Origin of the sequence: Paraburkholderia sp. UCT2, from assembly GCF_014397665.1 — a bacterium.
Lineage (GTDB): Bacteria > Pseudomonadota > Gammaproteobacteria > Burkholderiales > Burkholderiaceae > Paraburkholderia > Paraburkholderia tuberum.
In genome coordinates this window covers 1-22,168 of record NZ_VZQO01000010.1, presented here as the reverse complement: position 1 = coordinate 22,168, position 22,168 = coordinate 1, and the positions used below count along the sequence as shown (strand labels likewise).

Annotated in this window: 17 protein-coding genes and 3 pseudogenes; 9 read left to right on the top strand and 11 right to left on the bottom strand. The window is 61.5% G+C overall.

Annotated features, from left to right (window positions below):
- Positions 1 to 42: 42 nt before the first annotated feature.
- Positions 43 to 354, bottom strand: coding sequence for a high-potential iron-sulfur protein (locus tag F6X39_RS10610; protein WP_187616580.1), 312 nt, complete (start codon positions 352 to 354; stop codon positions 43 to 45).
- A gap of 16 nt (positions 355 to 370) precedes the next feature.
- Positions 371 to 1,369 (bottom strand): aldo/keto reductase, encoded by a 999-nt coding sequence (locus tag F6X39_RS10605; protein ID WP_187616579.1) that lies wholly within the window; start codon positions 1,367 to 1,369, stop codon positions 371 to 373.
- Between the two features lie 145 nt (positions 1,370 to 1,514).
- On the opposite strand from F6X39_RS10605, the gene F6X39_RS10600 reads away from it, so the two are divergent.
- Both F6X39_RS10600 and F6X39_RS10595 read left to right on the top strand, forming a co-directional pair.
- Positions 1,515 to 1,970 carry a winged helix-turn-helix transcriptional regulator gene (locus F6X39_RS10600; RefSeq protein WP_184062629.1) on the top strand — a complete coding sequence of 152 codons (456 nt, stop codon included), beginning with the start codon at positions 1,515 to 1,517 and terminating at the stop codon, positions 1,968 to 1,970.
- Between the two features lie 233 nt (positions 1,971 to 2,203).
- Positions 2,204 to 2,578: pseudogene (locus F6X39_RS10595) on the top strand (efflux RND transporter permease subunit); the annotation flags it as partial.
- A gap of 23 nt (positions 2,579 to 2,601) precedes the next feature.
- Here the strand turns inward: F6X39_RS10595 and F6X39_RS10590 are convergent.
- From F6X39_RS10590 to F6X39_RS36735, 3 genes are all read right to left on the bottom strand, one after another.
- On the bottom strand, positions 2,602 to 3,354 hold the full coding sequence (locus F6X39_RS10590; protein ID WP_187616578.1) for a hypothetical protein: 753 nt from the start codon (positions 3,352 to 3,354) through the stop codon (positions 2,602 to 2,604).
- A gap of 222 nt (positions 3,355 to 3,576) precedes the next feature.
- A complete protein-coding gene (locus F6X39_RS10585) occupies positions 3,577 to 3,975 on the bottom strand; it encodes a GFA family protein (protein WP_184040516.1) in 399 nt (132 codons plus the stop codon).
- Between the two features lie 363 nt (positions 3,976 to 4,338).
- Positions 4,339 to 4,569 (bottom strand): hypothetical protein, encoded by a 231-nt coding sequence (locus F6X39_RS36735; RefSeq protein ID WP_262413857.1) that lies wholly within the window; start codon positions 4,567 to 4,569, stop codon positions 4,339 to 4,341.
- Between the two features lie 324 nt (positions 4,570 to 4,893).
- Between F6X39_RS36735 and F6X39_RS10575 the strand changes: the two are divergent.
- The 7 genes and pseudogenes from F6X39_RS10575 to F6X39_RS10545 all read left to right on the top strand — a co-directional run.
- Positions 4,894 to 5,715 (top strand): annotated as a pseudogene (locus F6X39_RS10575) (cache domain-containing protein); the annotation flags it as partial.
- Between the two features lie 600 nt (positions 5,716 to 6,315).
- The gene (locus F6X39_RS10570; protein ID WP_316251677.1) at positions 6,316 to 6,597 is read left to right on the top strand and encodes a DUF4148 domain-containing protein; all 282 of its coding nucleotides are present in this window, start codon (positions 6,316 to 6,318) and stop codon (positions 6,595 to 6,597) included.
- A gap of 305 nt (positions 6,598 to 6,902) precedes the next feature.
- Entirely contained in the window at positions 6,903 to 7,322 is a 420-nt protein-coding gene (locus F6X39_RS10565) for a LysR substrate-binding domain-containing protein (protein ID WP_262413856.1), read from the top strand.
- A gap of 101 nt (positions 7,323 to 7,423) precedes the next feature.
- Positions 7,424 to 8,568: pseudogene (locus F6X39_RS10560) on the top strand (porin).
- Between the two features lie 668 nt (positions 8,569 to 9,236).
- Positions 9,237 to 12,476 carry an efflux RND transporter permease subunit gene (locus F6X39_RS10555; RefSeq protein ID WP_187616577.1) on the top strand — a complete coding sequence of 1,080 codons (3,240 nt, stop codon included), beginning with the start codon at positions 9,237 to 9,239 and terminating at the stop codon, positions 12,474 to 12,476.
- A 19-nt stretch (positions 12,477 to 12,495) separates the two neighbouring features.
- Positions 12,496 to 13,773 (top strand): efflux RND transporter periplasmic adaptor subunit, encoded by a 1,278-nt coding sequence (locus tag F6X39_RS10550; RefSeq protein WP_187616576.1) that lies wholly within the window; start codon positions 12,496 to 12,498, stop codon positions 13,771 to 13,773.
- 27 nt (positions 13,774 to 13,800) lie between these two features.
- Positions 13,801 to 15,258, top strand: coding sequence for an efflux transporter outer membrane subunit (locus F6X39_RS10545; RefSeq protein ID WP_187616575.1), 1,458 nt, complete (start codon positions 13,801 to 13,803; stop codon positions 15,256 to 15,258).
- A gap of 16 nt (positions 15,259 to 15,274) precedes the next feature.
- Here the strand turns inward: F6X39_RS10545 and F6X39_RS10540 are convergent, their stop codons facing one another.
- The 6 genes from F6X39_RS10540 to F6X39_RS10515 all read right to left on the bottom strand — a co-directional run.
- Complete coding sequence (locus F6X39_RS10540) at positions 15,275 to 16,735, bottom strand: heavy metal sensor histidine kinase (protein ID WP_187616574.1); 1,461 nt, start codon at positions 16,733 to 16,735, stop codon at positions 15,275 to 15,277.
- Positions 16,735 to 17,412 carry a heavy metal response regulator transcription factor gene (locus tag F6X39_RS10535; protein WP_187616573.1) on the bottom strand — a complete coding sequence of 226 codons (678 nt, stop codon included), beginning with the start codon at positions 17,410 to 17,412 and terminating at the stop codon, positions 16,735 to 16,737. Before F6X39_RS10535 ends, F6X39_RS10540 begins: the two co-directional genes overlap by 1 nt.
- Before the next feature lie 429 nt (positions 17,413 to 17,841).
- A complete protein-coding gene (gene pyk, locus F6X39_RS10530) occupies positions 17,842 to 19,266 on the bottom strand; it encodes a pyruvate kinase (protein WP_187616572.1) in 1,425 nt (474 codons plus the stop codon).
- Between the two features lies 1 nt (position 19,267).
- Positions 19,268 to 20,560, bottom strand: a complete 1,293-nt coding sequence (locus F6X39_RS10525; protein ID WP_187616571.1) for a glycerate kinase — start codon at positions 20,558 to 20,560, stop codon at positions 19,268 to 19,270.
- Positions 20,561 to 20,573: 13 nt separating this feature from the next.
- Positions 20,574 to 21,365 carry a hydroxypyruvate isomerase gene (gene hyi / locus F6X39_RS10520; protein ID WP_187616570.1) on the bottom strand — a complete coding sequence of 264 codons (792 nt, stop codon included), beginning with the start codon at positions 21,363 to 21,365 and terminating at the stop codon, positions 20,574 to 20,576.
- An 81-nt stretch (positions 21,366 to 21,446) separates the two neighbouring features.
- The coding region (locus F6X39_RS10515) for a thiamine pyrophosphate-dependent enzyme (protein ID WP_262413853.1) at positions 21,447 to 22,168 on the bottom strand (722 nt) is incomplete at its 5' end.

Genomic DNA, 22,168 nt, shown 5'->3' with positions numbered 1-22,168 from the left:
CGAAGTCGTCATGCGCCGTATCGCTTTAACCGCCCAAGCCTATCAGGCTCTCGCCTGATAGGCGTTGCACCATCCCGCGCCGCTCACCTGTTTCGCACCAAACAGCGCGCAAAGCGCGCTCGTGTCGGCTGGCTTGCCCTGATAGAACTGGCAATTCGAGCAGCGCTGGGTGGCGCTGAAGCGCGGATATTTCGCGTGATCGACGCGCGATGCGTCGGTCCGGTAGCCGAGCGCCTGCGCGGCCGGATCGCTTTCCTGAAGCTGCGTGGGCGCGGCCCACGCCGTGCCGCCGGTCATTGCCAGCGCCGCGGCGCCAACGGTATGCACAATGAAAGTTCGTCGATTGGTTCGCATGTTCAATACACTCTTTTCACGACACCAGAACACGTTGCGGCGGCGCCATAAACTCCGGGCCTACCGGGTCCTTGACGAATTGCGAGACGATCGCGTCGATTTGCGCGAAGGCCTTTTCGTCGAGTCGCCAGCCGAACGCGGCTTCGAGTCCGTCCAGTTGCGACGGACGGCGCGCACCCCACAGCGCGATCGTCGGGCCGCGGTCCAGCACCCAGCGCACTGCAAGCGCAAGCACCGACTTGTCGAAGTTATCGCGCGCGAAGACGTCCAGTGCTTTCACAGCGTCGACATACTGCTGACGACGCGGCGCACGGAACTTCGGGTCATGTTGACGCAGATCGTCGCCCTCGAAACGCGTCTCGGCGCCGATGCGCCCTGCCAGCAATCCGCGGCACAGTGCGCCATAGGCGAGTGCAACCAGCCCATGCTGTTTTACATAAGGCAGCACATCGCGGTCGATGTCGCGTTCAAACAGGTTATAAGGCGGCTGCGTGGTGGACAGCGGCGCCACGCGGCGGAACGCGTCCATTTGCGCCGCAGAGAAATTGCTGACGCCGAGCGCGCGAACCTTGCCTTCCTTGCGTAGGTCGTTCAGCACCGCGGCCGTCTCTTCGATTGGCACGAGCGGATCGGGCCAGTGAACCTGGTATAGATCGATGTAATCTGTCCGCAAGCGCCGAAGTGTATCCTCTACTTCGTGACGAATGCGCTCCGGCGAAGCATTGCGAAATACCTTGCCGTCCTGCCATTCGAGAGCGACTTTAGTCGCGATGACTGCCTTGTGGCGATATCCATCGGCCAGTGCTTTGCCGACGATTTCCTCCGACGCGCCGAAGCCGTACGCCGGCGCCGTGTCGATAAGGTTCACGCCGCTGTCGAGCGCCCGGCGGATCACCGCAATCGAGTCCTTCTCATCAGTGCCGCCCCACATCCATCCGCCGATCGCCCACGTGCCCAGGCCGATACGCGATACAGGCGTCGATAAACCCTCAACTTCAATTGTTTCAATAGTCATGCGATGCTCTCTGGTTAAAGCGCCGCATCCATGTCGAATGCGGTCCGAGAAAATGCGACGTGCCCAAAGGACGGGCAGGCGAGTCGATTATTTCAGCCGCATCCGGCGATCACAAGAAGGCACCTGAAGGTTCCATACTTTCCCCATGGAAACAAATTGCTACGACGGCCCTCACGCCGCCGAGAACCCACAGAAGAAAACCGATGACCTCGCGCGCAACGTCATCGAGCAGATCGCCGACAAGTGGACGATCCTCGTGATCGACGCGCTGGGCACCCATGGCGAGATGCGTTTCTCGCGGCTACGCGACGAGGTGGGGGGCGTCAGTCAGAAGATGCTCACGAAGACCTTGCGGCAACTCGAGCGCGACGGTCTCGTCACGCGCTATGTGCATCCCGTGATACCGCCTCGTGTCGACTATCAGTTGACGCCGTTAGGACGCAGTCTGCTCGACAAGATCTGTGGGATCTGGGACTGGGTGGAAGCGCATATGGCGGAAATGGAATCGGCGCGACGGCAGTTCGATCTCGGCGAAAGGCGTACCGATCGCGCGCCTTCGAACCGGGACGCGGAGTCCGGCTCAGAAACGCGCCTGGAATAGCCGAACGCGCACTGTCAGGTTGGCCGCGAGCTGGTAAGACGTTGCGACATCAGGGACGCCCGGAACGCGGCAAAGGAGGAACGCATTCGCCTGGAAGCGCGGCGCGTTGGCAGCGCGCTTGCCATGGGTGGTCGGGTCGCCGGTGTCTTCCTGAGCCGTCTCGATAGACGCGAGGCCGGCCACGATCGATAGAGGAACGCCGTGCCTTCATGGCCTCATTTCAGGAACCCGTCATGTGGATCGTCCAGCTCGCGCTGCGCCGCCCTTATACCTTCGTGGTCCTCGCCGTACTGATCCTTATCGTCGGCCCGCTTGCGATACTGCGCACGCCGACCGATATCTTCCCGAACATCGACATCCCGGTGGTCAGCATCGTCTGGACGTACAATGGCTTTTCCGCCCAGGACATGGCCAATCGCATCACGTCGAATTACGAGCGCGCGCTGAGCTCGGACGTCGACGACATCGAGCATATCGAGTCGCAATCGCTGAACGGCGTCTCGGTGGTGAAGATCTTCTTCCATCCGGGCGCGGACATCAATCGCGCGATCGCCGAGGCAGCGTCGAACTCCGCATCGATCCTGCGCGTGCTGCCGCCCGGCACGCTCGATGGCCCCGGGCTCGCCGCACGTCACATCATTCCGCTGTTGCTGCCAGTACTGCCAGTGCCGGAAGAAGGTGCGGACATCGCTGTAAGCGGATGGGCGAGACCCGCCGCGGACAGCAGCGAGACGGCGGCCTGATCGGGCATGCCATTGGCGTCGAGAGCCCCTGCTGCCGCTAGCGCGCCCAGGTCGCTGTCGACACCTATTTGGCCAACTGTAAAGGATGTCGTTAGAAACGCCGGTGCCGTCAGCGTGACCGCATAGCGCTGCTGTAGATTCGTGACGACTGCCGATTGCGCAGCCTGCACGTCGGCCTGGTTTGCCAGCACCTCCTGGAACTGTGAGTTGGTCGGGAAGCCCGCTATCAGACCGCTCTCGCTCGTGCCGAGTTGCGAAGCGATGTAGACAAACATCAGTTCGGTCTCTGGCGTCGTATTGAAGGTGCCGCCGGCAAATGCCACCGAATGCAGGCCAATGCCACCAGAGGTCACGGTGAGGATGCAGGGAGGCGTGGCATTGAACGTAATCGCGTAGTGTCCACCGCCGTCGGACAGGGTGGAGCCCGAGCCCTGCACACAACTGAAGCTGACCGTCGCGCTGGCGACCGCACTACCGGTGGCGGCCGTGCCGGATATAGCGACGGTTGGCGTCACGTTTCCGCCACCGCAACTGTCGAGGCCGATACAGGCGTTTCCGCCGCAAGCGGCGAGCGTTGCGAGGGAAGCCACGCAAATTGCAGCCAGCGCCGGACGAACGAAACACGCGTAGTGAGTGTTCATGGTTGCCTGCCGTTGATAGATCGGGATGGGGCAATCGGTTCCACGGAACGGACCAATGCTACGTACAATTTTAGCGCCCCATGCTTGGAGACCGTCCTACACGTCAATCACATTCGCCGGTGTTATCAACTGCTGAACGGTGGCTCGTCGGCTCGCCGACAGGCGACGTTCATTGTGTTGCATCGACCGGTTGAATCCGCCGTGCAGACCTGCCATTTGAATTCAGCCCTTGGAGTAGCTGCCCTCGTGTTTCGGCAGGGCGTCAGATACATGAACCCACGGTAACTTGCTCGATGTCCAAGTGTGATGCTCGGGAGGAACCAGGTCCGGCACGTCGAGACTGCATGTCGTAATGTCAATCTCGTCGGGGAAATCGTCGTGTTGATAGGTCAATTGCGTGCCACAGTCCGGGCAGAAAGTTCGCAAAACCGCTTTACTGCTTGCGAAGCTCCTTGGTTCGCCATGGACGAACCGAAACTCGGATCGCTTGACGCTAAACCAGGCGACGAACGGGGCCGCAGATGCGCGGCGACAGTCTGCGCAGTGACAAACTGTGGAGTTGAAGGGTGTATCCAATACTTCATAACGGACTTCTCCGCAAAAACAGCGACCTTTGAGCATTGCTCCCTCCGTGGCGTGACAGTCGCCCGCAGCGCAACGATCGTATGCGCCCGCCAATTGTAGAGGTCCGGGCTGAAGATCTCGCAGGGTCGATAGCGCAGGTGGCGCTCGAACTAGGGGATAGCGCCTCGGTCGGCTGTTTCCTTTCCGAGTGTAACGGCGACTGACCGCTTTCGGCTACCAGTTCGGATGGCCGTTCCTGGCCGAGCGGTGACGACTAACTACCCAATAACGCGGCCATCTGCGCCGTAGACTCCACACTCGTCGCCTTGTACCTTTGCTTCGAGCTTCCGTGCTAACTGCCACATCTTGCCGAGAATCGCGACGTCAGGATTCTTGACTACTACATTGCCTTGCCGGAAATCAAACCACGCCATGTTCCCACTTACAGCGGTTCCGGCATGGGCTGTCCAGACGGCCAATCCCTCGCTCTATCCGCAGGACGTTGGCGTCGCCAACGATCGCACTCGCATAACCGTCGAGACGCATATCTGGGTCGGACTGAACGAGTGCCTTCCACTCGTCGATACCAATTTTTAGTCCGCTTTCGTCAAACCAATTTTCCTTGCGGGTGATGTGGACGTCGTATCCCATATCTATGTCCCCGAACTCGCAGTTAGTCTGCAAAGCAGCATTGTCAGCGATCTGGCAGCCTCGGTCGAGTGCCCGCTTCTGGCCGGCTGGTGCCTGATGACGCTCCGTGGGAGCCGACACACAAGGGCCCTCCGATACGCCTTGGCAAGGTGGTAACCGAGGGTTTCACGGGATGAAACATTCGCTCGTATCCGCCGATAACTCGAGCAGGAACCACCTGGATGGCCGCCGGACAGTCCGCCGGCGCCACACGGCGCGCCCATACACATGCCACTTCGCACGGCAGCCCTGCGCGGTTTCCATTCATTTGCACGAGGACTCAGGATGCACAAGCTCAGTTTTACGCAGAAGCTTTGGCTGCCGTTGATCATCAGCCTCGTCGCGTTGCTCGCCGTCTCCGTATCGGCGGCGTGGCAGTCGCGCGAGACGCGCATCGAAGAACGTAAGCACGACCTCACGAACATCGCGCACGTCGGACTCAGCATCGTGACGGAGTATGCGGCGCTGGCGCAAAGCGGCGCGTTGCCGGAGGCGGATGCCCGCAAGCAGGCACTCGAACGCCTGCGCGGCGTCCGCTACGGCGAAGACGGCTACTTCCTCGTGATCAATTCGAAGCCGCAGATGGTGATGCATCCGATCAAGCCGGCACTCGAAAGCAAGGATCTCGCGGGCAGCGCCGATGCCGACGGCCGTCACCATTACGTGACGTTCGCGTCGACCGCACAGGCGCCGGACGGCGGCTTCGTCGACTACGTGTTCCCGCATTCAGGCGCGGCGTCGACACAGGCGGTCGGCAAGATCGGTTACGTGGTGCGCTATGCGCCGTGGGATTGGATCATCGCAACCGGCGCCTATGTTGACGACATCGACGCTGCGTTCATGGCGTCGTTGTGGCTGATCGGCGCGATCTTCGTGGCCGTGTCCGCGGTCCTCGTGACGCTCGTCGCGGTGACGAACCGCAGCATCGCGCGCATGGTCGGCGGCGATCCGGCCTATGCGGCCAACGTGGCGGACGCGATCGCATCGGGCGACCTGACGGTGGCGATCCGCACGCGCAACGGCGACACGTCGAGCCTCCTACACGTAATGCAGCGGATGCGCGATGCGCTGACGGGGAGCAGCGTCGCTGTGTTGTCGCCGGGCGGTATACGGCCGGGTGCAGCGCGCATGTCATCGCGCGCCAGGTGCTTCAGGGCCTCTACAACGACAACGGCGAGATTGTGCAACTGAGCGTGCTTGCCGCCGACGACCCCTCCGCCGAGTCGATCAACGTGATCGAGACGCGCAAGCCGATCCGGTTGTCTTTTCCGGTCGGACTACGCCGGCCTCTCTACTGTTCGTCAATCGGCAAGCTGCTTCCTGCGCACCAGCCGCCGGCGCGGTCGACGACTACCGGGCGAAGACGCGCCTCGTCGCATCCACGCCAGAGACCGTCATGGATCCGGGCCTGTTGGGAGATCAACAAGGTTCATGATTATCCTCTGTCCTGTCCTCTGCAGTGCATAAGCGCGGACCTTGTTCAACCCCCTACCTCAACGCCTTGTTGCGGCAGAGCCCGCAGCCATCATCCCACACCGCAATATCGCCAAAGACCGAAAGAAGATAACAAAATCGTAATCAGGCTGTCAGTCCGGGAGCAACGTCAATTGACGACAATGGGCTCATCGGTGCATTGCGTCGGGCATGCCCTGATGGGATCCGATCAACGGGCCGATTGGCAAATTCTTAGAGACTTCGGAGGAAACTGTGAAAAAGACAACACATATAGCGATTGGCGCCCTTGCGTGTTCGATCGCGATGAGTGCCGTGGCGCAGACGCAGCCCACCGGCAAGACCCGGGCGGACGTTCGCGCGGAACTCATCGAGGCGCAACGGGATGGTCTGGTGCCTACGCCGAAGTACGACTACCCGCCAAGCGAAGCTGCGATTGAACGCAATAAGGCACTGTATGCGATCACTCACAATGGTGAAGAAATATCTCCCGTTTTAGCGGCGCCAACGCAATCCTCCAGTGAAACGGTGCAGTGACAAGCTTGCCAAGAATGTCTGCGTCAGCGCGCGAATGTCAAACCTGGAGTCGAAGATGACTTTATTGAACATAGCAATCCTTTCCGCTTTTCTTCTTGCGCCCGTTGAGGTCGCCTATGCACGTGATGGACCTCGTGAAGAAGGATTAGGGTAAGAAGTACAAGGAAACATGCAATGCCCGCCTCGGACTCACACGGATCGGCAAAGCCGGCGATTTCGGAAGACCGCGCAGTCTGTCGGCGGGGAAACGCGTGTGACGTAGCGTAAGGTCAATGGGCCGCGCCGTGAAGCGAGGCGCATCGTTCATGCGCAGGCATCTGTCGGACGCGCCGAGTCGTTACTGGGAGTTTCATGACAAGCATGGCACGCAGCGCGTAGTGGTACGGCCGATTCTGAGCATGCAAAACCCACTGTTCATAAAGCGCGCAGTCCAGGCGGGCCTCGGCATCGCCCGGCTTTCGCGCTCGCTCATTCAAGGTGAGCTGGCAGACGGCTCATTAAAGCCAGTGTTCGAAAACATCGAATTGTGCGGCGACGCGCGGACAGTGTGGGTGCTCTATTCCGGACAACCGTACATGGCGGTGGCGCTCCGCCGCTTTGTCGATTTCGTGGTAGAACGTTATCGCCAGAATCCACATAAAGACAAGCGCGAAACTGTCGTTCCCGTGGGGGCGGCACAACACCATTTCAGCAATACTGAACTGCAGTGGATGGGCATTTTGTAGGTCCTAAAGTGCAAATACTTTCGTCAGATCCCGGCTCCACGCACCGGCGCGCGAGCTAGATCATGGCGAGGTACTCAAGCAAACCTTAGGAATCTACACTTATGAAGCGACTCCTCATTACGGGCGCAGCGATCGGTTGCACGATCGTCCCGATGGCCGCGCTGGCGCAAAGCAGCGTCACGCTGTATGGCCTGATCGACGAAGGTCTGAACTATACGAACAATACTAAGCAAGGTTCGGCTGTGCAGATGGAAAGCGGCTTTGCACAAGGCAGCCGATGGGGCGTGAAAGGCAGCGAAGATCTGGGCGGTGGCACGAAGGCCCTCTTTCAGCTGGAAAATGGCTTCGACGTCAACTCCGGCGCACTTAGACAAAGTTCGCGCATGTTCGGCCGGCAGGCGTACATCGGTTTGAGCAACACGAAGCTCGGGACCCTGACAATGGGCCGTCAGTATGATTCAGTCGTCGACTATCTCGCCCCGCTTACGGCGAACGGCAATTGGGGCGCTATCTGTTGTCGCATCCGTACGACAACGACAACTCAGACAATTCGTTCCGACTGAACAACAGCGTGAAGTACACCAGTAACGCCTACGGCGGCTTTTCTTTTGGCGGTCTGTACGGTTTTAGCAATCAGGCGGGTGGCTTTGCTGACAACCGGTCGTATAGCCTCGGCGCACAATTCGTCGCTGCCAACGTTTCAGTCGCAGCGGCGTACATGCAGATCAACAACCCGGGCGGAAACTCCGGTGGGTCGCTTGCAGCCGACGACACGAATTTTTTCGCGAGTCGCCAACAGGTGTGGGGCGCCAGCATTAACTACACGATCGACTCTGCAATACTCGGCTTCGTATATAGCCACACGGCGCTTAATAACGCGACGGGCTCCGTCTATGTCGGCAACTTCGCGAATACGGCAAGCAGCCTGAAGTTCGACAACTTTGAATTGAACGCGAAGTATCAATTCCTGAAGAATGCGTTCGTCGGAGCGATGTATAACTACACGATCGGTCACTTCAATAGCGCCGCCGGCGATTCGAAGCCGACGTGGCATCAGGTAGGACTGGTGGCGGACAACAACCTGTCGCCGCGTACTGACGTGTACGTGCAGGGTATGTATCAGCACCTGGCGGGCGGCAGTGCGCCCGCGGCGCCGCTCAACACGGCGTTTATCACGGGTGCAGATTCGCCTTCGACGACAGCAAATCAGGTCATCACGCGCGTAGCCATTCGCCACCAGTTCTAACCGGTTCCCGCTTCATCGCGCCATCCCGCGCCCACGCATTGACAGTCAATACGTGGGCGCGCGCTCGTGTTTCCTTTGCATCAGTCAGACGTGACGCCCGCATGCGTCGGGCTCGTAGAGGCCAACGCCGTCGCGCTAACCGGGTCGTTCTGGTACTCGATTGCGTAAAGCTCCTTGTTGCGGCCAATTCTCGTGGCTGGCGGCGGATAGTTGTTCTCCGGTACCGGCAAGAGCCCATCGGCCTGCCTGCACCAGTTGCTGGTGTACTTCGGCGCGCGTCATTCCCGGAATGGCGGTTTGGGCGGAAGCGCTTGAGCCAAAAGTAAGGCTGACTGCGGCGGGTGCGACTGCGACGCTGGAAAGCAGCTTGATCGTGCTTCTCCTATCAGGTTTGGAAATGTGGACATGGCCATGCTTTCCATTCCGATCGCACGACCTGTCCTATCTCTCACCACGCGACTACGGAATTGCTATCTGCGTGCGGCGGCTGTCGATTGCATTCCGAACCGCGTCCGGTTATCCGGCAGATGACAGACTTGTATTGTGGCTGACCGGAACCGGTAAGCACGGCCCACACATACTCCAGACTAGGCCTGAATTCAAGCAGCAGTTTTACTGCGCGAGCCTTGGGTCGGGCAACTCTATTTGCTATTTATCAGGAATTCGTCATGTGGATTGTGAGGCTTGCCCTGCGCCGCCCGTACACATTCGTGGTACTGGCTCTGCTGATCCTTATCGTCGGGCCGCTTTCCATTTCGCGCACGCCGACCGATATCTTCCCGAACATCAATATCCCGGTGGTCAGCATCGTCTGGACGTACAACGGCTTTTCTGCCCAGGACATGGCCAATCGCATCACATCGAATTACGAGCGCGCGCTGAGCTCGGACGTCGACGACATCGAGCATATCGAGTCGCAGTCGCTGAACGGCGTCTCGGTGGTGAAGATCTTTTTCCATCCGGGCGCGAACATCAATCGCGCGATCGCCGAGGCAGCGTCGAACTCCGCATCGATCCTGCGCGTGCTGCCGCCCGGCACGCTGCCGCCCAACATCATTACCTATAACGCCTCGACGGTGCCGATCCTGCAACTCGGCCTCTCCAGCGACACGCTCTCCGAACAGCAGCTCTACGACCTCGGCAACAGCCAGATCCGCACGCAACTGGCGACGGTACAAGGCGCGTCGGTGCCGCTGCCGTTCGGCGGCAAGGTCCGGCAGATCATGGTCGATATCGACCCGCGCGCATTGCAAGCCAAAGGCCTCGCGCCGCTCGACGTGGTCAACGCTGTCAACGCACAGAACCTGATCCTGCCTGGCGGCACCGCGAAGATCGGCACGAAGGAATACAACGTGCAGATGAACGGCAGCACGGACACCGTAGCCGCGCTCAACGATCTGCCCATCAAGACGGTGGCGGGCGGCGTGGTGTATGTGCGCGACGTCGCGCATGTGCGCGATGGCTACGCGCCGCAAACCAACATCGTGCGCAGCGACGGCAAACGCGCCGCGCTTCTTACCATCGAAAAGTCCGGCAGCGCGTCGACGCTCACCATCATCCAGCAGGTCAAGGCGATGCTGCCGCATATCGCGGCCGGCCTGCCGAGCGCGCTGCACATCACCGCGCTGTCGGATCAATCGGTGTTCGTGAAGTCGGCCGTCGTGGGCGTGGCGCGCGAAGCGCTGATCGCCGCCGCCCTCACCGCTTTGATGATCCTGCTCTTTCTCGGCAGTTGGCGCGCCACGCTGATCATCGCGGTGTCGATTCCGCTCGCGGTGCTGACCTCGCTGATCGCGCTGTCCGCGCTTGGCCAGACCATCAACATCATGACGCTTGGCGGCCTCGCGCTCGCCGTAGGGATTCTCGTCGACGACGCCACGGTCGCCATCGAAAACATCACGCATCATCTGGAGAACGGCGAGCCGCTGCACGACGCGATCCTGAACGGTTCCGGCGAAATCGCCGTGCCGACGTTCGTATCGACGCTGTCGATCTGCATCGTGTTCGTGCCGATGTTTCTGCTTTCAGGCGTGGCGCGCTATCTGTTCGTGCCGCTCGCCGAGGCGGTGGTGTTCGCCATGATCGCGTCGTACTTTTTCTCGCGCACCCTGGTGCCGACGCTCGCGATGTACCTCATGCGCACACGCAGCAACGCGCTGGTGACGGGCAGTGGACCGATCGCGCGCCTGATCCGCTTTCAGGCCGCCTTCGAACATCGCTTCGAGCGGCTGCGCGAACGCTATCGCGGCGTGCTCGGCGCGGCGATAGCGAGTCCGCGGCGGTTCATCGCGATCTTCCTGCTGTTATGCATCGGCTCGCTCGCGCTGGTGCCGTTTGCGGGCCGCGATTTTTTCCCCGCCGTCGATACTGGCGAGATCCGCCTGCATCTGCGTGCGCCGACCGGCACGCGTATCGAAGACACCGCGCGCCTCACCGACGAAGTCGAAGCCCGTGTGCGCAGCATCATTCCGAAGCAGGAACTCTCGGCGATGCTCGACAATATCGGCGTGCCGGTGAGCGGGATCAATCTGACCTACGACTCATCGGACCCGATCGGCCCGGAAGACGCCGACGTGATGATCACCCTCGCGGCGAAGCACAAGCCGACCGCTCAATATGTGGCGAGACTGCGCACGACGCTCGCCAGGGATTTCCCCGGTGTCACGTTCGCCTTTCTGCCCGCCGACATCGTCAGCCAAATACTCAACTTCGGGCTGCCCGCGCCGATCGATATCCAGATCGTCGGCAACCGGCTCGACGCCAACCGCGCCGTGGCGAACCGCCTGCTCGCGCAACTGCGCGGCGTGCGCGGTCTCGTCGACGCTCGCATTCAACAACCCGGCGACGCCCCCGCGATCAACGTCAACGTGGACCGCACACGGGCGATTCAGGCCGGGTTGCTGCAACGCGACGTGTCGCAGAACCTGCTGATCGCGCTGTCCGGCAGTTCACAGACCACGCCGAATTTCTGGCTCGATCCGCACAACGGCGTGAGCTATCCGCTGATGGCGATGATGCCGCAGTACGACATCAACTCGTTGCAGGCGCTCGCCAACATTCCGGTCGCGCAAACCGGAGGCACCGGGTCCAGCGTGATGACCACGGCCGCAAACACGGGCGGTCCGGCACCGCAAAACCTGCTTGGCGCGTTGAGCACACTGACACGCGTCACCCAGCAAGCCGTCGTCTCGCACTACAACGTGCAGCCGGTGCTCGACATTTTCGCGTCGGCGCAAGGACGCGACCTCGGCGGCGTGGCGGCGGACGTGACCCGGCTCGTCGATCAGATCCGACCGCAATTGCCGCCTGGCGCGTCGATCGTCATGCGCGGCCAGGTGCAGGCGATGCACGACTCGTTCAGCGGTCTTGCGAGTGGCCTCGTGTTTGCGATCGCCTTGGTCTACCTGCTGATGGTCGTCAATTTCCAGTCGTGGCTCGACCCGTTCATCATCATCAGCGGCTTGCCGGGCTCGCTCGCGGGCATCGCATGGATGCTGTTCAGCACGGGCACTCGCCTGAGCGTGCCGGCACTCACCGGCACCATTCTGTGCATCGGCATCGCCACGGCCAACAGCATTCTCGTGATCAACACCGCGCGCGAATTTCACCGCGGCGGCAAGCCGCCGCTGCGGGCCGCGCTCGAAGCCGGCTTCAGCCGCTTCCGTCCAGTGCTGATGACGGCGCTCGCCATGCTGATCGGGATGCTGCCGATGGCGCTCGGCCTCGGAGATGGCGGCGAACAGAACGCGCCGCTCGGACGCGCCGTGATCGGCGGCCTCGCGCTCGGCACGGTGTCGACCCTGCTGTTCGTCCCGGTCGTCTACGGGATGGTGCATGCATGGCTCGACAAACGCCGCGCGGCGCGCATTGACACGCAAGAATCCGGCGTTCCCGCCCGCACTCATTGATTCCGACGAGACCTTGCCCATGAACGATTCATCCCTTCCGCCCGAGCTTGGCGAGCGGTCAGAAGCGTCCGCCGAGACCGCCGACACCGCGCGTTTGCATAGCGCCAAGGAAACCCAGCATGCCGGCGCCACGCCGGCAGCGGCCGCCAGCACGAACGCGCGCCGCCGCATCTGGCCGCTTGCGTTGACCGGACTTGCCGCGGCCTTGCTGATCGTCGGCATCGTGCCGCGTCTGCGCGCCAGTGCCGCGCTCACGCAACAGACCCAGGCGCAAAGCATGCTCAATGTCTCGGTCGTCACACCGCGCGCCGCGCCGGCCGTCCACGAACTGTTGCTGCCCGGCGCGGTTACGCCGTTCGCGGAAGCGTCGATCTATGCGCGCACCAGCGGTTATCTGGCGCACTGGAACACCGACATCGGTGCACAGGTGAAAAGCGGTCAGACGCTCGCGACAATCGAAGCCCCCGAACTGGATGCGCAACTGCGCCAGGCCCGCGCCGACGAAGCCACGGCGCAGGCCAATTTCGAGTTCGCCAGGACCACCGCGCAGCGCTGGCAGCAGATGTTGAAAACGCAATCGGTCGCGCAGCAAGACGTCGACACCAAGGTCAGCGACATGGAAGCGCGCCGCGCGATGCTCGCGTCGGCGCAGGCGAACGTCGCGCATCTGGCCGAGCTTGTCTCATACGAGAAGATCACCGCGCCGTTCGACGGCGTGATCACTGCGCGCAACGTCGACGTCGGCGCACTGGTCACGGCGGGCGGCACGCCGGGCACCGCGGGCATGTCGGGCGAGCTGTTCCACATCCAGCAGACCGGCGTGCTGCGTGTCTTCGTCGATGTGCCGCAGAACGACGCGCCCTACGTCACGCCGGCGACCGGCGTGTATCTCACCGCCCAGCAGTATCCGGGCCGTCGCATCGCCGCGAAGGTGGCGCGCAGCACCGATTCGATCGATCCGTCGAGCCGCACGCTGCGCGTCGAGATCGACGTCGATAACAAGGATGGCGCGCTGATGCCCGGCGCTTACACGCAGGTGCATCTGCAATTGCGATCGACCACGCCGGCGCTCGACCTGCCTGTCAGCGCCTTGCTGTTCCGGCCGGACGGCGTGACGGTCGCCGTGGTCGATAGCAACGGCCGGGCGCTGCTCAAGACCGTGCATATCGGCCGCGATTTCGGCACGCACGTGGAAATCACGACAGGCCTCGCCGCCACCGACCGCGTGATCGACAACCCCGGCGATTCGCTGAACACCGGCCAGATCGTGCAGATCGCGCCGGCCATGCCTGGCTAAGTGCATCGTCACAGAAAGGATTCACTGATGGTTTCTCTGTCTCTTTCACGGCCGCGGCTGTACCGCACGCTCGTGGCCGGGATGATCGGCGCGCTGCTCAGCGCGTGCTCGACCTTGCCCTCCTATCAGCGCCCGAGCGCCGAGATTCCCGCGCAGTATGCGGGCACCGCACCCGGCTGGGCGCAGGCCGCACCGGCTGACGCTACGCCGCGCGGCCCATGGTGGACGATCTTCAACGATCCGGTGCTGAATCAACTCGAAGCGCGTATCGACGTGTCGAACCAGACCGTGCGCAAGGCGGTCGCGCAGGTCCAGCAAGCGCGGTCGATGGTGGACTATCAGCGCGCCGGCTTTTTCCCGACGATTACCGCTGGTGTCGCGCAGGATCGCTCGCGGACCTCACAGAATGTCGAAGGCAAATCGCTCGCGGGCAAGACCGTGCCGGACTATTCGGCGGGCGTGTCGGCGAGCTGGGAGCCGGATTTGTTCGGACGCGTGCGCGATAGCGTGAACGGTGCGCAGGCCGACGCCCAGGCGAGCGCAGCCGACCTCGAAGGCGTCCGCCTGTCGATGAGCGCGGATCTCGCCGTCGACTATTTCTCCCTGCGCTCGCTCGACACGCAGAAGAAGCTGCTCGACGACAGCGTGACCGCCTACGCGGCCGCGTTGAAACTGCTGCAGCAGCAGCTGAAAAACGGTGCGATCGATGCGTCCGCGGTTGCCCAGGCCACGACGCAACTCGAAGCGACGCGCACGCAGGACACCGACATCGACGTGACGCGCGCACAACTGCAGCATGCGATTGCCACGCTGACCGGCGAGCCGGCTTCGAGCTTCGCGCTGCCGCCAAACGGCTCGGCTGTCACACCGCCCGCGATTCCGGTCGGCTTGCCGTCGCAATTGCTGGAGCGTCGCCCCGACATCGCCGCCGCCGAACGGCGCGTGGCGTCGGCCAATGCGCAGATTGGCGCCGCGCAGGCGGCGTTCTTCCCGGATCTGGTGCTGTCGGCGAGCGCGGGACTGGAAAGTACCTTTTTCGCACCCTGGCTGAGTGCGCCGAGTCTGTTCTGGTCGCTCGGCCCGCAACTGGCCGGCACACTGTTCGACGGCGGCAAGCGCCGCGCCACTCTGCACGGCGCGACGGCGCAATACGACGGCGCAGTCGCGGACTATCGCCAGTCGGTGCTGGTGGCGTTCCAGCAGGTCGAGGACAATCTGTCCGCCTTGCATTCCCTTGCCGACGAAGCCGCCAGCCAGCAGCGCGCCACCACGGCCGCTGAACTGTCGTTGCGGCTCACGACGAACCGTTTCAACGCGGGCGCGGTCAGCTATCTCGACGTGGTCACGGCGCAGACGATTGCGTTGACGAATCAGCGTGTCGCCGATCAGATCGCCGCACGGCGGTTGGAGTCGAGTGTGTTGTTGTTGAAGGCGTTGGGTGGGACGTGGGGTGATGAGGGCAAGCGTGCGGCCGGGTCTGCATAAGCCCCCTGGATACCCTTCACCCGCCCCGCCGAAATACCAGTACAAAGCGCGTACTCCGTGCATCGCTCTGCGCATGCACCGAGCCGCCGTGCAGCTCCATGATCGTGCGCACGATCGCAAGCCCGAGCCCCGTCGATCCCGTCGAGCCTCGCGACAAGCCCGAAGACGGCAGCGAGCTGCGTGACGGATCGATCCGATAGAAGCGGTCGAAAATCCGATCGAGGTGTTCGGCGGCAATAGGCTGCCCTTCATTCGACACGGTCACGCGCACCGCGTCGGCCGATGCGCTCGCGTCCAGCACGATCTCGCCTCCTTGCGGCGTATAACGAATGGCATTGGCCAGCAGATTGCTCACCGCGCGGCGAAACAGTTCGAGATCCGCCGTCAAGCTGGCTGCGCCGCTGACCCGCACGCGCACTAGCGCCTCTTCGGCAATCCCTTCGAAGTATTCGGCGATATGGCTCAACTCTTGCGCCGCATCGAACTCACGCATGTGCTTGACGAACTGCGGATGTTCCGCGCGCGCCAGAAACAGCACGTTCTCGATCATTCTCGACAGCCGGTCGCACTCTTCCAGATTCGAGGCGAGCAGCGACTCGTATTCATCGACGGAACGCGGCCGGGCGAGCGCCACTTCGGCGGCGCCGCGCATGTTGCTGAGCGGCGTGCGCATGTCGTGCGCGAGGTCGGCGGTGAAACGCGACAGACGCTGAAACCCGTGGTCGACACGTGCGAGCATCGCATTCAGCGACACCACCAGCGCCTCGAGTTCGCTCGGCACGCGCGCCACCGTGATCCGCGTATGGAGGCGATTCACCGTGACGAGGCCCGCACTTGCCGCGATATCGCGCAGCGGCCGCAGCGCGGCCCGAATCAGCAGATAGCCCAGCAGCATTGCCAGGATCACGCCGGCCACGCCCGCCATGTGGAGTTTGTCGCGGTAACGGTCCAGCAGCAGCCAGCGGTCGCTCATGTTGCGCGCCACCAGCACGCTCGCCGTTTCGCCGTCGCGTAGACGCGCGTCGGTGAGAATGCCGCGAATCGGCGCGCCGTTGCGGCCGGTCCACTCGCCGATATCGGCCTCGGTGATACGCGCCGAATCCGCAACGCGCGCAAGCGGCGGCAACGCGGCGAGCGTCGCCGCGCCGCTGGCCGCATTGGGCACGGCAAAAGTCTCGGCGATGTTGTGTTCGACTGCCCGGTTGGCATCGGGATCGAATACTTCCATCGACATGGCCTGGTTGCCGAGCACGATGCTGATCAAACGGTCGCTATGCTCGCGAATGCCCTTCGACGTCTCCAGCTCCTCGGCAAGCCGCCGTGCGTGGCGCGCGGCAAGCACGATGTCGAGATTGTCCTGCGTCTTGATCTGCTTTTCGAGCGCGAGATACAGAAAGCTGCCGACGAGCACGAAAACCGCCAGCGTCGTGGCGCCGAAGGCAAGCGCGAGCGTCGCGGCAAGCGAGCGGACGCGCATCAAGCAGTGTCCTTCAATTCGAGCACATAGCCGACGCCGCGCACCGTGTGAATCAGCTTGACGGGAAAGTTGTCGTCGATCTTGGTGCGCAGCCGGCGAATCGCGACCTCGACCACATTGGTGTCGCTGTCGAAATTCATGTCCCAAACATACGACGCGATCTGCGTGCGGCTCAGCACTTCACCCTGACGCCGCGCGAGCAGTTGCAGCAGCGAGAATTCACGCGGCGTGAGATCGATGCGCGTGCCGCCCCGCTTGACGCGGCGGCGGTTCACATCCATCTCCAGGTCGCCCACCTTGATCAGTTCGCTTTCGCGCGGCGGGCCACGACGCGCCAGCGTACGCACGCGCGCCAGCAGTTCGACGAACGCAAAAGGCTTGACGAGGTAATCGTCCGCGCCGAGCTCCAGGCCGCGCACGCGGTCGTCGATGTCGTCGCGCGCGGTGAGGAACAGCACCGGCGTGGCGCGCGTACTGCGCAACGTCTTGACGACGGTCCAGCCGTCCATGCCGGGCAGCATCACGTCGAGCACGATCACGTCGTATTGTTCTTCCTGGGCGAGGATCAGCCCTTGCGGGCCGTCGTTCGCGACGTCGACCGCGTAGCCGGATTCTTCCAGACCTTTCTTCAGATAGGCCGCTGTTTTTGGCTCATCCTCGATCACCAGGATTCGCATCGGTCGCTCCGCTTTGCGTTGACCATCAAATCATACCGTCAAGCACTCCGGCCGGTGATTACGATCCGGTAATGTGCGTTCGCACAGCCACCGGCCATGCCTGCTGTCCCGTTGAACATGGACACCCGCAGTTTGCTGACCGGTTGACGTACTCAGGGTCACCTTACCGGCGGCCGGATATCAACGATCAAACGGCTTGGCGACTATTTGCCTGATCGTCAGCGGACGTCGAGCAGCACGTCGCACTCGACGGTGGGGTTGCCTCGCGAATCGAGAATCTCTCGACCGATGATATCTACGATAGTGCCCATGGTTCCTTCGAAAAAGTGACCGCGGCGAATGCCTAATTGAAACCGCCGAGGGTAACGGGCTGACTACATTACTTTTAAGCGTGCGCTACTAAAATAGACCCGTTACCCAACTTAACGCTCACGCCATTGCATCGAGCTTAGCAATTTGCAGGAGATTGGTCGTCCCTGATTCCCCAAATGGCAATCCCGCTGCAATCACCACCAAATCACCTTGACGCGCAAAGCCTTCGCTCGCTGCCGCTTCGCAAGCGAGTTCGATCATCTCGCCGACGTCGTGTGCGTTTCTAAACGGCAACGCGTGGACACCCCAAACAAGGGCGAGTCTGCGAGCGATCAACACCGAAGGTGTCATCGCTATAATCGCTGTGGATACCCGCTCTCTAGCCGCACGAAGGCTCGTGAATCCCGACGATGTGTACGTCACGGTAACTGCGGGCCCGATTATCCGAACGACTTGCCGTAAGGCGCAACAAATTGCGTCTGCCGTTGTTGACTGCGCCTTGGTATGTGACGCATCGATTCCGGTTCGATACTCGGGATCGCGTTCGACCCGTTCAATGATCCGATTCATGACAGACACCGCGTCCAACGGAAATCTTCCACTAGCCGATTCTGCAGAAAGCATGACAGCGTCCGCGCCTATGTAAATAGCGCCCGCCACGTCGGACGTTTCCGCTCGCGTTGGAACCGGCGAATTTGTCATCGATTCGAGCATCTGCGTTGCGACGATGACGGGCTTTCCGGCTTCCCGACAACTCCGGACGATTCGCCGCTGCAATTCGGGGATCTGTTCCGCAGGCAGTTCCACCCCAAGGTCTCCCCGTGCCACCATAATCCCATCGCAACGCTCAATGATTTCGTCGAGATGGTCAATCGCAAGCGGCTTCTCAAGCTTCGCCATGATCCACGCCCGATCGCCGATGATGGCACGAGCTTCGTCAATGTCTTCCGGGCGCTGCACGAATGAGAGTGCAACCCAGTCGACCCCGTTCTCGAGCCCGAACGAAAGGTCCTCACGATCCTTGCGGGTAAGCGGCGATATAGGCAGCATCGCGCCTGGAACGTTGACACCCTTCCTGTCCGAGATCCGACCTGCGACGATGACGGAGGTTTCGGCAAAGTCACTGCCTTTCGCTTCTACACGCAGCTTCACCTTGCCGTCATCGAGCAACAACTCTGAGCCTGCTTCGATTGCCGCAAAAATTTCAGGGTGCGGCAAAGGCGCGCGTTCGCTATCGCCCGGTGTCGGATCCAGGTCGAGCCGAAACTTTTGGCCGACCGAAAGCTCGACCGCTCCGGCCTGAAATGTTCCAAGCCGAAGCTTCGGTCCCTGCAAATCCAGGAGGACGCCGATCGGCCGACCGGATTCCTTTTCGAGGTTTCTGATGGCGGAAAGCCGTTGCAAGTGGTCTTCGTGGCTCCCGTGGCTGAAATTCAGCCTGAATACGTCAACGCCAGCATCGAATAGCCGCTGGATCATTCCACTTTCTGAGCTGGCCGGACCAAGAGTCGCGACGATTTTTGCATTGCGAGACCGCTTCATTTCAATTCTCCTGCTGATGGTCAGCGCTTTTCGGAAGTACTAGAACAGCGCGAAAGTCATTCACATTCGTCAGCGTCGGCCCACAAATGACCGAGTCCCCAAGCCCTCCGAAAAAGGTGTGGCCGTCGTTGTTATCAAGACTCGCCTGTGGGTTCATCCCACTCTTCCAGGCACGGTCTAACGTATTGGGTGAGATAAAGGCCCCTGCTATCTCGTCCCGACCGTCAACACCGTCGGTATCACAGGCGATTGCATGCACCCCATCTTCCCCCTCCAGGGCAATGGCAAACGACAAGAGGAATTCGACATTTCGTCCACCACGCCCGTCGCCCTTCACCGACACAGTGGTCTCGCCGCCGGAGAGCAAAATACATGGCGCCTTAAAGGGCTGATTACGTCGGGCGACCTGGAGAGCCATTCCCGCCATGACCTTCCCGACATCTCGTGCCTCACCTTCTATCCGGTCGCTCAATATGTAGCAAGGAATCCCTGCAGCCTTCGCAACCTCCGCCGCAGCCTCAAGCGCAATCTGTGGGGCGGTGATTATCTGATAAGCAGAACTCGCCAAAGAGGGGTTACCCGGCTTTATCGATTCTCCCGCCCCGCTCTCCAGGATTTGCATGGCGGCCAGTGGCATCGCAATGCCGTAGCGTCGGATAATGTTCAACGCGTCCGCGCAGGTCGATGGGTCAGCAACAGTTGGGCCGGATCCGATATCGACCGGCGAGTCACCGGGCACATCCGAGATCAACAGCGTTAATAGTTGCGCCGGATAACATGCGGCAGCAAGACGCCCTCCCTTTACAGCCGAGAGGTGGCGACGAACGCAGTTGATTTCGCTAATCGCTGCGCCCGAATTAAGCAACGCACGGTTGATATCCTTCTTTTCTTCCAAGGTTAATGGATCAAGCGGCAAAGACAGCAGCGATGACGCACCTCCAGACATAAGGCAAATTACGAGATCGTCTTCGGTCAGGCCACTTACCAGGTCGAGGATGGTCCGGGTTCCGCGCAAGCCGTTAATATCGGGAACTGGATGCGCTGCTTCGACTATCTCGATCCGGCCGCATTGGACCGCGTACCCATATCGTGTTACCACCATGCCCGTCAGTTCACCAGGCCAAATCTTCTCGAGCGCACTGGCCATCGAAGCCGATGCCTTTCCCGCGCCAATTACAATCGTCCTGCCCTTTGGCGGCGGTGGCAGAAACGGCGCTATACATCGCGACGGCTGAGCAGCTTCCACAGCAGCCGAAAACATTTTGTTAAGCAACTCGCGTGGCTCGTTCTTCATTGCGGTATGAGGCTCATTTGGCATAGGACGATCGGTCGATGCTTTTCAGCCAGCCCAGGCCTTCTGCAGTCGCCGTGTGCGGCTTGTATTCGCAGCCAATGTAGCCGCCATAGCCAAGCGAATCGAGGAATTCGAACAGGAACGGGTAGTTGATTTCGCCGGTGCCGGGCTCGTTGCGGCCCGGGTTGTCGGCAAGCTGGATATGCGCGATCAACGGCAGGTTCTTCTTGATGGTCGCCGCTAGCTCGCCTTCCGTCCTCTGCATGTGATAGATGTCGTACTGCAGGAAGAGATTGTCCGAGCCGGTGGCGCGGATGACGTCCAACGCTTCCGACGGACGGTTCAACGCGAAGCCTGGAATATCATACGAGTCGCACGGCTCGACGAGCAGCTTGATGCCCTCCAGCTTCAGCGCAGTGGCGGCGAAGCGCAGGTTGTCAACAATCGTCGAACGCGTCTTGTCCGCGTCCACGCCCTTCCGAATGCCGACCAGACAGTTCAGTTGCGGCACCTTCAGCGCTTTCGCGTATTCGATCGCGCGGCCGACGCCATCCTGGAACTCGCTCACGCGATCCGGCAGTGACGCGATGCCGCGTTCTCCGGCATCCCAGTCGCCGGCGGGCAGGTTATGCAGCACAAGCTTGAGGCGGTTTTGCTGCAAACGGTCGCTCAGTTCGGCAATCTTGTACGGGTACGGAAAGAGAAACTCCACCGCATTGAAGCCCACATTTGCCGCCGCGGCGAAGCGCTCGAGGAACGGGACTTCGTTGAACAGCATGGTCAGGTTGGCTGCAAATTTCGGCATGGTCCCTTTCTCTCTGGTCGGTCAGTTGTATAGCGGATCCCGGGCGAACGGAAGGTTCGCCCGGCTGATGCCCCGTCGAACTCAATCCAACAGGCTGACGGCGCTCGGCGCATCGGCACGTGTCACGGCGAGCTCTTCAAACTCGTTGATCGCATCGATCTCGGTGCCCATCGAGATGTTGGTCACGCGTTCGAGAATCACTTCGACGATCACCGGCACGTTGAACTCGGCGAGCATCGACTGCGCTTTTTGCAGCGCCGGCTTCAGCTCTTCCGGCTTGAACACGCGAATCGCCTTGCAGCCGAGACCAACGGCCACCGCGACGTGATCGACGCCATAGCCGTTCGTCTCCGGCGAGTTGATGTTCTCGAAGCCGAGCTGCACGCAGTAGTCCATTTCGAACGCGCGCTGTGCCTGGCGGATCAGCCCGAGGTACGAGTTGTTCACGACGACATGCACGTACGGCAGCTTGAATTGCGCGCCGGCCGCGAGCTCCTCGATCATGAACTGGAAGTCGTAGTCGCCCGACAGCGCGACGATCGGCCGTTGCGGATCGGCCGCGCGCACGCCGAGCGCCGCCGGAATCGTCCAGCCGAGCGGGCCGGCCTGGCCGCAGTTGATCCAGTTGCGCGCCTTGTACACGTGCAGGAATTGCGCGGCGGCGATCTGCGACAGGCCGATCGTGCTCACGTAGCACGTGTCGCGGCCGAACACCTGGTTCATCTCTTCGTAGACGCGCTGAGGCTTCATCGGCACGTTGTCGAAGTGCGTCTTGCGCAGCATCGTGCGCTTGCGTTGCTGGC